This window comes from Sphingobacterium sp. BIGb0165, assembly GCF_024810095.1.
GTDB classification, from domain to species: Bacteria; Bacteroidota; Bacteroidia; order Sphingobacteriales; family Sphingobacteriaceae; genus Sphingobacterium; species Sphingobacterium detergens.
The window spans coordinates 15,729-30,254 of the sequence record NZ_JANUEB010000011.1 but is presented as its reverse complement, the minus strand read 5'-3'; the positions used below and the strand labels follow the sequence as shown (position 1 = coordinate 30,254).

Sequence of the window (14,526 nt, the reverse complement as noted above, 5' to 3'; positions counted from 1 at the left end):
AAAATCCATTTCCTAAGAAAGAAAATGGATTAATATATAAAGGATTAAAAAAAATTGACCTTATTTTAATAGATCTGGATTATTATTGATCGCTTCCTGTGGATAACGGATCACATAACGCGGATCGTTTTGCTGCAAGGTCACCGTTCTACCAAAACTAGTATGTGTTAGGGTAGGTCTCGTTGTGCGTTTTAAATCATACCAACGTAAACCTTCGAGTGCTAATTCACGTTTACGTTCAAGTAATACAGCATCCAGCAATTGTTCTTTGGACAAATTCGCGTCAGCTTTGACTTGTTCTGTATAGGTATCAGCCGTAAATCTGTTTTTCTTCAATGCGGATAGATATTTTAGCGCTTCCGCCGTATTTCCCAAACGCACATTGCATTCGGCGATCGTCAAATAAAGTTCAGCGTTTCTGAAACTGACATTAAAGCGATTTTCTCCGCCTTTAAGAGATACATAGTCACCACCTCTTTTTTGGAAGTAACGTCCCTTTCTCAAATCACCATCTGAGTAAGACGACAATAGAGAGGGCGAAATAAATGAACTCGAACGAACTTCTGGAATAGATACTTTCTCCAACGCCATAATCATCTCTTCCGACTCAAAATCGTTCGGCAGCTTACTTCCAATAGCGTTTAGATCGACCAATTTACTATTTATAGTCAATGCTTTTTCAGCTGTTTCAATTGCCTCTTTCCATTCCCCGCGATACAAATGAAGACGTGATGCCATTGCATATGCTCCACGCTTGCTAAAACGGTAATTTGCGCCTTTGGCCTGATCGTCTACCGTAAGCAATGCTGTCCCCTTCTCCATATCTGATAACACCTGAGTATACGAGTCGCCTATGGTTGCCGGCACAAAACGTTGTTCCAGGTCGATTTTGGTCGACAGCGGAACTCCTCGCAAACCTACATTGCTTGGTGAATAGACTTCACTATAGCAATTCAGTAATTCAAAATGCGCATAGGCACGCATCAGGTAAGCCTCACCTTTGATCTGATCGACGTTAGCGTTGCTCGTCAATTTTTCGTCAATCGTACTGATGATCTGGTTACTATAGAAAATACTCTTATAGAAGGCCAAATACGGATAAGCAATGGTTGCCGGATCGGGATTTTGATCATTCCAGAGATAAATATCTTTGGTTCGGGCAGCATCTGTAGAACTTTCATCCAAAAGTAATTCGTCAGTACGTAAAGACAGATACGATTTATGTGCCGGAAAGCCAACATAACTGCTCGTCATCAAGCCTCTAAAATCACTTTCCGAGGTAGGAATGACCGTCCCCACCGGTTGTATATCTAAGTATTTATTGCAGGAAGTCAATACACTAGCTGTCATGATCATTCCAAAATAAACTATCTTCTTCATTTTATAATCAATTAAAAGAATTAAAAACTTGCCGAAAGACCAAAAGCAAAAGATTTGCTGATCGGCTGTGCATAATAGTTACCGTAGGTTTCTGGATCAAAATATCCTTCATAATTCGCTCCGAAAACAAACAGGTTTCGTCCCTCTACATTCACACGTAAATTGCTAGCACCAATCTTCTTGCTCATGGCCGCTGGCAACGTATACCCTAGACGGATACTATTGATACGAACATAACTCATTTTCTTCGCCCAGATATCGTACTGATTAAATGAATTGATCGGATCATTGCTTTCCATCCAACCATAAGCCATCCAACGGTCATTTAGTTCCGAACTGATACTTCCCAATGCTGGCAGGGCTGCTTTCCCCTGAAGTGCCATCAGGAGATCCTTCGTATAATTTTGCCCTCGATCTACTTTAGCCGGATTGTAAGTTGGTGTACGGCTTACCCAACGCTCTAAATTGAATACAGCTGAAATCGCCAGATCAAAATTCGCATAGCGGAAACGGTTGGTCATACCACCTACAAATTTCGGATCTTTACTGCCTTTATATTTAAATTTAGCACGGTAATCTGCTGCAGTCATGCTCGTTTGGGAGGTGTATCCTGGTAAGAAATCTGCCCAAGGATCATATAATCCGTAAAACTCTTCAAAGCTCGAAACAGAGCCATCCTGATTTCTGAACTGCATCACACCGTCTTTATCCAATCCAGCTGTTTCCAGTACATACATACCATTGATCGGACGCCCCTCTTGTGTCTCTGGTGCATAAGCTTTGGGATTATTCATAACCTTCAATAATTTATTATTATTGTGGGCGATGTTAAAATCCGTTGACCAGGAGAATTTTTCGGTCTGAATCTGACGGCTTGATATAGTCAATTCCACCCCCTGATTTCTTGCCGAAGCCCAGTTTACCTGGACATCCTGGAAACCATTTTCCATAGGTAAGGCACTATTTGCAATCAGGTCTTTACTTGTTCTATTGTAATAATCAACTGTAATATTCAGCCTATTTTTCCAAAGCCCCAAATCAATTCCAGCGTTATAAGATTGTGTGCGTTCCCAACGTAATTTGTCATTGGCAGGCATACCTACCACTACTGTTCCTTCTGGATATCCAGGTAGTATCGTTGAATTGTCATAGTTTCCAACAATAAACGGATAGGTATTGCGATCCACATTTCCCTGAATACCATAGGAAGCACGGACACGGAGATCAGATAAAGCCGTCTTGCCTTTGATGAATTCTTCTTCCAACACATTCCATGATCCAGACAATGACCAGATCGGCAGAAAACGATATTGCGGATCTACCCCAAACATATTGGAACCATCATAACGAATGCTACCATAGACATTATATTTGCGGTCAAAGGTATAAGTCGCATTTCCATAAAAAGAGGCATATGAATTCTCTATAAACCCTTTTTTGTAGGGATTAAATCGTTGATCATCCTGATAGTTGCTATTCGGAAAAACAATATTCTGTGTGGTCAAAGTTGATGGGTTATACCCAAAACCTTTGGATGAAACCATTGTATTCTTACTCCGTCTCAGTTCTGTTCCGCCCATGAGTTCCAGCTCATGCTTTTCATTCCAGGTTTTGTTGTATTTTAAGTAAGTTTTCCAGTTGTATTGAAAAATGCTATTATGGTTATTTTCAATTTTACCGCCCGTAGGTAAAAAATATTTAAACGTTTTACTCGCGGAATCGTAATACCTTGTTGCAGCACGCAATTTACGGGTGTTGTAACTTTCCTGATCGGCAAATCGTTCCATACTATTTTCATCAAACTGCAAGCCAAATTCGGTACGTAAAGACAATTGTGGTATAATGGTATATTCCAGGTAACCAATCGCTTTCAATGCCTTATTTGTCAATGCATATTTGGTATTTTCCCGCTCCTCTATTGCATTGAAAGGAATGTAAGTATCTTTTTCATAGCCTTCGATATCCGGATCGTAGCTATACTTCCCAGATTGATCGCGTACAGTCAAATATGGATTAACCAAACGCATATAATTACTCGGATTGGTAAATGCATCGTCATCCTGGATCGGGTTTCGTCTGTTTGAAATCGACCCTAGTAGATTAATTCCCGCTTTAAACCGATCGTTGATATTGAAATCATTGTTTAATGTCAATGAATAACGGCGTAGATCTGCTCCTTTAGTTGCTCCTTTTTCATCATAAAAACCGCTGGACAGATAATAACGATGCGCGTCATTACCCCCAGATATCGAGGCTGAATACTGCTGGTTTAATGCCTGACGGTACAACTCTTTTCCCCAGTCTGTTTGCTGAAGGCGCAATTGATTGATAGATTGCTGCACATCCGGAGATAAAGCGGCTAATCCACCCGAACGATAAGCATCCAATGCATCTGCGTTATCCAGGATACGCATAACTGCCCCCTTACCTGTACGATAATTCAAGTCGGTGCGGTTAGCCATCAATAGCTCAAAATCCACCTTCTCGTTAGCATTCATCAAGTTGAGTTTGCCAAAGTCAGGGCGTTCGGTCACAAAGGTATTCGCTGAGACCTGCAATTTCGCCGGACCGGATTTACCTCTTTTTGTTGTGATCACAATAACGCCGTTAGCAGCACGTGCACCGTAGATCGAAGTTGCTGCCGCATCTTTTAATACCGTGATATCTGCAATATCATCGGGATTGATTCCTGCGATCGGAAGATTATTCAGACTATTCAGGTTATCCTTATCAATCCGATTCGGCAATTCTGTCCCTTCTATGGGTAATCCATCAATAACCCACAATGGATCCTTTGTACCATTGAGTGATACTGTACCGCGAATACGGATCTGTGGTGCGCTATTTGGACCACCATTAAAATTGCTCAATTGTAAACCTGCTACCTGACCAGCAAGCATTTCATCAATAGATGCAACGCCTGTCTGCTTGATATCAGCTACATTGATTTTATTATATGCAGTTGTATTTTTACGTTTTTTGATATCGGTATACCCTGTTACGATTACTTCATCCAGTGATTCACCACTCGGTTGTAGCAAAATCGTTCTGTGATCCTGAAATACCGGAACCTGAATACGTTGGTATCCCACATAACTAATGGTGACGTATTTTAAGTTTCCTGGAACTTTTAGGCGAAATTCGCCCGAAGCGTCAGTCAAAGACCCCAATGCAGATTGTTGTACCTGATTGGGTACGCCAATGTCTTCCGCTACTGCCGAACTTTCGACAACAACCGTCGCCCCCACGACTGGCTTTAATGTGACCGCATCCAGTACCTTTCCTTTCAGCTCCTTGGATTCCTGTGCATGCGCCATTTGCACACACATAAAGGTCAGCGGTATTAAAAACTTATTCATTTTGGTAGATGTTGATATAATAGATGTTAATATATTAGTTCAATTCCAGGGTATTTGCAATACGCAATTGCAGATCCATATAATGTGCCTTTGTTGTGGCATCTCCTGTCCGTTGTTTCTGTTTCAACAATTGGTAGATCTCATACAGTTCAGCACGTTTATAGGTCAGCATATCCGATGTACGGATCATTCCTGTGACATGTACATTACGTAAACCCGTTTGAGCAGAAGCAGTGTGATGCGGATGCAAGCATAGATTAGGTTGAGTTCCCTCAATCAATTGTTCGACACCAGCTAATTTCTTCGCATTTAATTTCTCCATGGACTTATTCGTAGAGACCATCAGTACATCCACGTAATTCTGTTGCAACATGCGCGTTTTGAGATCCAATGCCTGTCCACTGATCGTTTTTGCAAAGATCTCTTTACGTACCGATGCTAAAAATGCAGGTGCACTCCATGCTTTCTTGTCGCCAAAGAGATTTTCCATTTCGACCATGCGCAATAGGCGCTCATCGTTGACCAATTTGTAGAGCATAGCATACTGAAATTCGCGCTGCAGATTATAGGGTGCATATTCAAACGGTCCCATAGGTGAATCTCTTAAAGGGAAAGTTTTCGCCATCAGTTCCGGAACAAATAACCACTCTGGCATATAGAACACATTTTTCTTTAAATATTCCAGTGCAGCTACCTGCTTCTCTTTAGGTACTGGGCTATACGCATTTTTCTGGTCGCCCAAAACAGCATTTTCAAGATAAATACCACCAATATTATTGAGCACATGGTCAGCATAAGCATACCATTGACCAACGACGCCCATATACAATTTACCGGCACGATAATAGTCATCCCCCGTATTCGTGGTCCAGTTGATGATATTTGGCATCATGCGACGCAAATTTTTCATCCCATATTCACCGGCTTTCATTGCATCGTCACCAAGATCTTCGGACTGTGCCCTTGGGTCAACAATATTTTTGGAATCTTGTTGTTCACCGTAATGATATATCGGGTCATGCACATGGGCATCAATTTCTTTGCGCAACAACGGTATTTCATCCCAAGGCTGTGTTTTGCCATACCAACGGTAAGCCCATCCAATAGCATATTTGTCATAAGTTCCGATCACTGGTGTAATCTGTTCAACACCATCTTCAGGCTGCGCCACATAGTTGAAGCGCGCATAATCCATAATTGATGGTGCCGTACCGCCCATTTTTGCGGTAAAGCTTTTACTACGAAGTGAATCTACCGGAAAACTTGCCGACGAACCCATATTGTGCATCAGCCCCAAGGTATGTCCAATCTCATGTGAAGAAACAAAACGAATGGCATGGGCCATTTTTTCATCCGAAAATACATTCGATCGCACTGAAGTATCGACGATACCTGTTTGTATCCGCATCCAGCTATTTAGGATCGTCATCACGTTATGCCACCAGATAACATCCGCCTCCAAAATTTCTCCAGACCGTGGATCCACTACAGATGGCCCCATCGCATTGGCCTGCGCTGACGCAGCGTATACAATGGAAGATACATTTGCATCATCGGGATCAAATTTGATACTATCCGGTTGCTGTTTTGCCAAAATCGCATTCTTAAAACCTGCCGCCTCAAAGGCTTCCTGCCAATCGTGAACACCATTGATGATGGCTTGCCGCCATTGTTTTGGTGTGGCCGGATCCAGATAAAAAACAATAGGTTTCTTTGGTTCTACCAATTCACCTTTCAGGTAACGGGCTTTGTCCTCATCTTTCGGTTCAAGCCTCCAGCGGTTAACCAGTTTTTTTTTATCCAGCTCCTGTTGTTTATCGTTAAAGTACCAACGTGGTGACGTAAAAAAGCCAATACGGGGATCCGCAAAACGCGCCACCATCGGCGTTTCAGGCAGTTCATAAAGGTTACTTGTAACCTCTAATGAAACCGGCACCGATTCATTTCCTTCGGTTACTTTTGTCGACAGTACCGATTTCACAACAATATTATTGGAATACGACTTAATTTCTTCGATCGTGGATATACTGGTTTTAGGAGAAGTACCTAAACCCAAAGAGGTGAAAACATCCGTAAAGCTCTTTTCCGATCCGTCAAACACTTTATTGACTTTTATCACCACGGCACTTGAGTCTTTTGAATAACTCTCAACTTTAAACGATTCAATGTAAGAGGGACGATAATTATCATTAACCGATGCAGCAATCGCATCAGCTTTAGGCACTTCTACCTGAGGTTTAATCTCCGAAACCCAGACTTCTTTCTTTTCTTTGCGCAGGGTAAATCGAATGACCTTATTTTCATAATTCATTCCCTTATTTACACCAGCTTCATTCAGCGCCAAGGGAACGGAAGACAATTTTTGGATCAGGAGAATGTCCTGTCCCATTTTTTTCAATGGAATTTCAAAGTAATAATTATTTTCCTTTCGGATCACACCAAACATGCCGCTATCCACGCGCGCGTCTTTAAACAGTTTGTCATAGGCAATCGTCGTATCTTTCTTGGCGGTAGAATCTTTCGCAGAGGTAACAGTCTCTTTTTTTCGTAAACCTACAGTTTGCAATACAGAACAAGATTGCATGAGGCCTGCCGAAAACAAGAGGCTAAGGGCTAGCTTGGTATAAGTGTTGTTCATTTAGAATAATTATTTCTGAGTGCTGTTTTTCAATAGCATACATGCATTTGTTGCACCCGGTTTGTTTTTCAATGGCATTGTAGTGATCACCTACTCATGATAGTTCTCTTATCAAGCGCTATTGAGCTGAAGATCATTTCGTCCGAATAAGATTAGGTTAATCTTGCAATTAAATTCCTAGATCAGAAGCCAAATTTGTTAAAAATATTGTACAGAATCATCACGAAAGGGACGAGCCCGTATTTCCAACGTATGAACACGCGCATCGAAACTATGAACACGTGCTTAACAGACTTGTCCTTACGCTATTTTAACGATCTAGCAAGGGTAAGTTGACAAAAAAACGTCCTTCTTCTGTTCCAAAGTCAAAACCATCCAACGTATAGTGGGCATACATAGATACCAAATAATTAAGCCCATATCCTTCACCTTCCACCTCTGTCCCCTGTCGTGGCTGCCAATTGTTGCTTACTTTGATAATATTGGCATCCGATAGATAAACAATATGGATCTGAAGTGGATTTTCCGTCGAAATCCGTGTATGTTTGATCGCATTTTCCACCAGCATCTGCAAGGCCAACCGTGGTAGCTTCGCTCCCATCACATCCATTGGAATGGAGATCTCCATATCCTTCAACGCTGTTCCAAAACGCACCTGCTGCAAAAAGAAATAAGCTCTGGCCAGTTCCAGTTCCTCTTGTAGCGAAGACCAGTCCGACTCATCCGTACGCAGCATTTTACGATAGACCTTGGTCATCTTGCCAACGAATGACTTGGCCAGATCATTATCCTTACCGATGAGATATTGGAGTGAACCAAACGTATTGAACAAAAAATGTGGATTGATCTGTTGCCGCAATTGGACCAGACGCATCTGCGTATATTCGTTTTCCTGCTGTAAAGCCATTAATTTGAGCTGCTGAATTTTGCGCCGCTCAAGCACATTAAAATAGATAAGTGCTAGTGCAACAAGCATCAAACCAACTCCAAGTAAAATACTATAGGTCATCACCTCCTGGACTTCCTCCTCAATAGTCAATAACAAGACACTTACCCGAATTTCACCGCCCACAAAAATAATGGAACAGGGGTAGGAAGTAACCATCACATCCAGCTTTAGGTAATCCGACTTGACGATCTTTCCCTGTGTAATAATATCACTATCCTTCGGGCGCCCCCATTTTCGGTTTTCAGGTGAAACGATACAGATCCCTTTATCGCTATATATTTCAAAATAAGCCCTTCTGCCAAAATAGAGATTGGCGAAATAAGCATTTAATTTTTCAATATCGACATAGACATGGTATAAACGATGTTGTATTGTACGCGTTTTAAGCAGTATCCACATCTTATTGTCGACACGGTCCAAGTGACTAGCCGGAATGAGGATAAGTAAGGAATCACGACGGATATCCCCTGATGGTACGGCATCAACCAATCTTTTCTCAGACTTGTATAGCTCCTGTTGTAACAATTCCAGCTGCTTATTCACCAGCAACATGTTTTCATCGGCAAAATCTACCAATATTCTTTTATTCAGTCGATCTATTTTATGGTGGATAATACCGAGCAGCCCCCCACCTATCAACAACAACAAAAGCAAACAGAAAATCAGGATGGTACTATTTTTCTGTTCAGCATTTTTAAATCGAAAATTCACCCTGCAAAAATACAGGAAAATTTTCGAGCAATACAAAACTACCTGATAAGAAAGGACTTTGCCCACTCATTTGTCAATAAAAAACCACATATTTCTTTAGTAGTATCAAAATAAATCTGTCTATCAATGGACTTTAGCAATAATTTTCGGACTTTTGTAGCCACAAAAAAACAACACTGTGTCAAAAGCAACATTTCTAAAGCTTGCCAAACGAATCTCTATCGGGTTAGTAAGCTTCATAGCACTATGCATTCTTTGTATATTATCCATTCCCTACGTCTTCGAAAAAGAAGTAAACGACAAAGTTAAGTCGCTGGCAAACGAGCATATCAATGGGGAGCTCAACTATACAAAGGTCAGATTGACCTTCTTTGATCAATTCCCGCTATTGACAGCGTCAATGGATGATGTGTTGTTAAAGGGCTCGGAACCATTCAAAAAAGACACCCTGCTTGCAGCCAAGCAGGTAAGCTTTGGGATTGACCTCATGAGCCTACTCAAATCAAAAATCATTATTGACAAGTTTATCGTTAACCAGGGGAAAATCAATATTCTGGTTGATTCCTTAGGTAACGCCAACTACAACATATACAAGTCTACACCAACGGATTCCACCAAGACAAAAGATAATTCCGAGAGTAACGCATTGGCCTTTCAACTGATTAAATTTGAAAAGACCAATCTGCATTACGAAGACCAATCTATTCCACTGTGGATTGACGCAAAAGATCTGGACTACGAGGGTAAAGGTGATCTGATGTCGAATATCTTTGATTTAAATACCAGAGCCAAGATTGCCGCTTTTTCTTTTTCCTTTGACAATGAACTCTATGTCGACAAAAAATCAATTGATGCCAACTTATTGACACGCATCAATACCGATAATTTATCATTCATATTCGAACGAAACGACATAAAAATAAACCAGTTACCAGTTCGGTTCCGGGGATTATTATCCTTTATATCGCACGGTTACCACCTGGACTTCAAGTTAAAATCCCAGGAGAGCACCCTGAGTGAATTGCTGTCATTGGTTCCCAATAGTTACGCATCATGGATAAAAGATCTATCCGTCAAAGGTACTTCCGAAGTATTTGTGAATTTAATTGGCGACTATATTGTTGACAATAATGAGATGCCTGATTTATCCCTGGGACTCACCATCAACAACGGATATATGGCCTATAAACAATCCAATAATCCATTGACTGACTGGAACGCAAAATTAAAGATTGATCTTCCGGCCTTAAACCCTGACTCGCTCAGGATTGACCTGAAACAATTTGACTTTAAAGTCGCATCGGGTTACTTCAACGCAAAAGGACAAATCGCAGGACTGCACCCTGTGACTGTACATGCTGATATGAAAAGCGACCTCGACCTGGGCATATTATATTCTTCACTACAATTCCCAGGTTTCTCTTTGGGCGGACGATGGAATCTTGACGCAAAAATCAACGGAACCTATGCCAAAGCAATCCGCAAAATTGGTCTTCAAAAACGCGAGCAGGAGTATATCGCTTCCATACCGACATTTGATATCAAAAACACCCTCACAGACGGCCATTTCAAACTAGCTGATCTCCCAAAAGGACTTGACAAGATCGCTTATCGTCTCGAAGCAAAAGATCCGGATGGCAAAATGAAAAGCGCATCCATTTCTATTCACGATATCTCGATTCAGGCGCTCAGCAATTATATTAAAGGTTATGTTTCGATAACAGATTTCAATAAAATTGCGGTACAGTCTGATCTCAAAGCCTTATTCAATTTGGCCGATATCAAAAGCTTCTACCCGATCAAAGATATCGAACTAGCAGGGTTGATCGATGTAAACCTCAATGCAAAAGGTTATGTTGATCTTAAACGGAATATTTTTCCGGAAACCAATACTTCCATTGTAATGAAAGATGGGTTTATCAAATCCAAGGAGTATCCTATTCCAATGGAAAATATACATATTGAAGCCTTCGTGAATAGCGAGAAGGGATCTTTACGTGATCTGAGCGTCAAGATACTACCCGTTTCATTTACCTTCGCAGGAGAACCATTTTTCCTAAATGCAGATCTGCGCAATTTCAATAACATCAACTATAACATTCAGTCCAAAGGAAAACTCAACCTTGGTCCTATCTATAAGTTTTTTGCTTTGGACGGAACCAACGTTGATGGTTTTATCCATACAGATTTCAGTCTCAAAGGTCTTCAGAGCGATGCGACGAGTGGCCGTTATGCCAGACTCCACAATAGTGGACGCATCAACATCGGTAAGATCCAGGTACAGACAGATCTACTCCCTCAACCTATTGCAATCAAAAGTGGTGACTTTAGCTTCCATCAGGAGAAAATGAACTTTGACAGATTCCTGGTCAACTACGGTAGAAATTCGATCTCCGTAAAAGGTTACATGAATAATATCATCAACTACCTGACAAATAGCAACGCCGCTTTACAAGGACAGTTCACACTCAATAGTAAAAAAATCACCGTTGATGATTTCATGGTTTTCGCGGATAATCCTTCAGCAGCATCCTCTTCTTCAGAAACAGGTGTGGTCCTTTTGCCTAAAAACCTGGATGTTCAGGTACTGGGCTTAGTCAACACTGTTTCTTACAACAACATGAACATCAAAGATTTCAAGGGAGATCTACAGGTCAAAGAAGGCAAACTGGCGCTCAACAATACCACTTTTGAACTAGCGGGATTAAAAGCAGCTATGAATGGAAATTATAGACCAATAAATCCCCGCAGAGCCGCATTCGACTACGCCGTAAAAGCGGACAGCTTTGATATTCAACGTGCCTATAAGGAAATTCCAATGTTTAGAGAAATGGTCACTGCTGCCAAAAACGCACATGGTCTTGTATCACTGGATTATAAATTAGGCGGTTTATTAAATGGTAATATGCAACCTGTCATGCCTTCCATTGTCGGTGAGGGTAGCCTGACCTTGAACCAGATTAAATTCAGAGGTTTCAAATTACTGAATGGCATCAGCGAATCCACCTCAAAAGAAAAATTGAAAGACGGTGAAGTGAAAAAAGTCGTCATCAAATCGCATATCAAGAACAATGTCATGACCATCCAACGTACCAAAATGAAGATGATGGGATTCAGACCACGATTTGAAGGCCAGGTTACACTTGATGGACGGATGAATCTCGGGTTCAGACTTGGACTGCCACCATTTGGAATCTTCGGAATACCGATGCGCATCACTGGTACCGCCGATAATTTTCAACTTAAAATGGGAAAATACAAAGAAGAGGACCTCGACATGGACATGGACGATGAAGATAGCAAAGTATACAAAGAATCCCAAAAAGAAAAAACAGAGGCTGCAAAATAAGTTGCGCTTCGGATAAATATACCCCCCTATCACTGATCTTGTTTAATGAGATAACATCAGTGATAGGGGGCTACTCATTTACAGCAGGTTGGAACACTAAAACCCATAAAATAACGACTATAAACAAAAAGACAACAAACGTAATACAGATTTAATATTACGTTTATCCAAATAATAGTTGAATCATTTAGTTTCGCAATTAACATACAAACTATTTGCTATTCGGATTGTATACGATTACATAAACCTACAATGATGATTCAGAGACAAACACTTGGATTGATTATTACGCTTGCAGTGGCGAGCGTCGGCTGTCAGAAAAATGAAATAGCTCCAACGTCCACAGAAACTGAAACAGCTTCGAAACTTAAAGCAAGCACAACTGCTGCAGCTGTCAGTGTCAACAATTATGTCAATACCAGTACCTATATCAATTCAGGATTCAGTTTTCTAAATCCTTCCCAAGTAAACAAAAACCGTCAGGCCATTGGTGGGAGTGCTTACACCGAGGTATATGGGTTCAATATTCCCGAAGAAAATCGGGTTCGGGGTATCCGGTGGAATAGTGATGATGAAACCACGGCAATCTGGCGGCCACAGGGTATTGCCGGATTCACAAAAGATGGAGTCCGTTATCTTTTGGTCAGCTGGTATGCTCGGAATAATGCTGAACACAAAGGTTCCCGTATTACCCTGATCGACATTAGCCCAAGTTCGAGTACCTATCTGACCTACCGCCATATCCTTCTGGTTCAACCCGATATTCCTAGCGGAACGACAAGCCATACACAATATGGCACTTATGCTCCACTTAAAGTACATGCCGGTGGAATCGCCTACTTCAAAGGAAAAATATACCTGAGTAGCACAAATCTGGGCGTCAGGGTGTTCGATCTTGATAAAATTATTGAAGTAAGCACGGGTGATGATACCAGCGAGAAATGCGGAAAAGATGCCAATGGCAATTTATATGCATTCAACTATCGGTATATACTACCACAAATAGGATATCAAAAGATCAATAATGCCAGTCCCTTTTCAACTATTCAAGTCAATGATGAAGGAACCCAATTTTGGACCGGGCAATACTATGCCGGCAGCGCTGATGCCGCAATCGTACCCCAAGTTTTTGGCTTTCCCATTGATACGGATGGTAAACTCCAAAATTCAGGTATTGTTACAGTTACACCAAAAAACAGCCTATTTACTGATAACCATGCCCATGGGATCCAAGGTGTATTCCGAAAAGGAAACCGGACATGGCTATCCTGCACAGGATCTCCGAGCAATTCCTACGGATCCAATGCAAGATTGGCACGCTACAGCGATGGCGCAGATGACACCGTCCGTTACAGATGGCCCTATGGTGCCGAATCCCTATATTATGAAGCAACTTATGGTTATCTCTGGAGTCTGACCGAATTTGAACCCAATGCCGGGGCACAGAATGGCAGTCAGGTCAATCGCTGTATATTTGCCGTAGATTTTTCCAAGTATGAATGGTCCATCTTAACAGGTTGATGAGCAAAATATAAATATCTTAATTTAAGAATTTAACGAGATTTATTATCTTTAATACTGTATTTAAATCAATCGAAGCTATGCGTTATTTAACAAGTATACTATTTGCATTATTGGCCATCTGCAGTTGGTCAGGTTTTAACACCGTTCAAAATCAGAAAAATCCATTATATGGAAAAATATTTCGGGAGATTAATGAAATTCCGGGATTGGCCAACTATGCCCATGCATCAGGTGCAGTAATAGACGCAAACAAAAGTGCAAGTGGTGACTATCGCTTTGCGGCGGGATATTATACCAGCGATAAAAACGGGATCTGTATTTTAAATGAACTGCTTGATGACAAGGAGAATGGAAAGGGCCAGGTGAAATATAAGATCTTGGATACAATCAATATTCGTAAGCTCAAAGCCAACGAACAACTTAGCCTTTGCAACTGTAGGATAGGCAACAAATTTGACAGCGAAATCGTTGCTATTAGCGTTGTCGAGGAGGACAAAGAATATTTCAACAAGATTCTCAAAGCTTGGCGATTGAATACCAAGACTGGAAAGATAGATCCAATACAAAATACCAAAACAATCAATTGTGCCAATGAGGGCTATGGTATTTAAGCATA

General features: G+C 41.1%; 7 protein-coding genes. 3 read left to right on the top strand and 4 right to left on the bottom strand.

Features of this window, described 5'->3' with window-relative positions; genetic code table 11:
* Positions 1-60: 60 nt before the first annotated feature.
* The 4 genes from M2408_RS23215 to M2408_RS23200 all read right to left on the bottom strand — a co-directional run bounded on the left by M2408_RS23215 (position 61) and on the right by M2408_RS23200 (position 9,037).
* Positions 61-1,380: a RagB/SusD family nutrient uptake outer membrane protein gene (locus M2408_RS23215; RefSeq protein WP_259186979.1), complete on the bottom strand. Its 1,320-nt coding sequence runs from the start codon at positions 1,378-1,380 to the stop codon at positions 61-63.
* Positions 1,381-1,400: 20 nt separating this feature from the next.
* Positions 1,401-4,739, bottom strand: coding sequence for a SusC/RagA family TonB-linked outer membrane protein (locus M2408_RS23210; RefSeq protein ID WP_259186978.1), 3,339 nt, complete (start codon positions 4,737-4,739; stop codon positions 1,401-1,403).
* Positions 4,740-4,773: 34 nt separating this feature from the next.
* Positions 4,774-7,377 (bottom strand): zinc-dependent metalloprotease, encoded by a 2,604-nt coding sequence (locus tag M2408_RS23205; RefSeq protein WP_259186977.1) that lies wholly within the window; start codon positions 7,375-7,377, stop codon positions 4,774-4,776.
* Between the two features lie 310 nt (positions 7,378-7,687).
* Complete coding sequence (locus M2408_RS23200) at positions 7,688-9,037, bottom strand: sensor histidine kinase (RefSeq protein ID WP_259186976.1); 1,350 nt, start codon at positions 9,035-9,037, stop codon at positions 7,688-7,690.
* Between the two features lie 178 nt (positions 9,038-9,215).
* Here M2408_RS23200 and M2408_RS23195 point away from each other — a divergent pair, with 178 nt between their 5' ends.
* From M2408_RS23195 to M2408_RS23185, 3 genes are all read left to right on the top strand, one after another.
* A complete protein-coding gene (locus tag M2408_RS23195) occupies positions 9,216-12,386 on the top strand; it encodes an AsmA-like C-terminal region-containing protein (protein ID WP_259186975.1) in 3,171 nt (1,056 codons plus the stop codon).
* Between the two features lie 252 nt (positions 12,387-12,638).
* Positions 12,639-13,907 (top strand): hypothetical protein, encoded by a 1,269-nt coding sequence (locus tag M2408_RS23190; protein ID WP_259186974.1) that lies wholly within the window; start codon positions 12,639-12,641, stop codon positions 13,905-13,907.
* Between the two features lie 80 nt (positions 13,908-13,987).
* Positions 13,988-14,521, top strand: a complete 534-nt coding sequence (locus M2408_RS23185) for a hypothetical protein (RefSeq protein ID WP_259186973.1) — start codon at positions 13,988-13,990, stop codon at positions 14,519-14,521.
* The last annotated feature ends 5 nt before the right edge of the window (positions 14,522-14,526 follow it).

Bases quoted from the DNA above. Each gene is read 5' to 3' on its own strand.
- M2408_RS23215 (WP_259186979.1), bottom strand. From the start codon at position 1,380: ATGAAGAAGATAGTTTATTTTGGAATGATCATGACAGCTAGTGTATTG.
- M2408_RS23210 (WP_259186978.1), bottom strand. From the start codon at position 4,739: ATGAATAAGTTTTTAATACCGCTGACCTTTATGTGTGTGCAAATGGCG.
- M2408_RS23205 (WP_259186977.1), bottom strand. From the start codon at position 7,377: ATGAACAACACTTATACCAAGCTAGCCCTTAGCCTCTTGTTTTCGGCA.
- M2408_RS23190 (WP_259186974.1), top strand. From the start codon at position 12,639: ATGATGATTCAGAGACAAACACTTGGATTGATTATTACGCTTGCAGTG.
- M2408_RS23185 (WP_259186973.1), top strand. From the start codon at position 13,988: ATGCGTTATTTAACAAGTATACTATTTGCATTATTGGCCATCTGCAGT.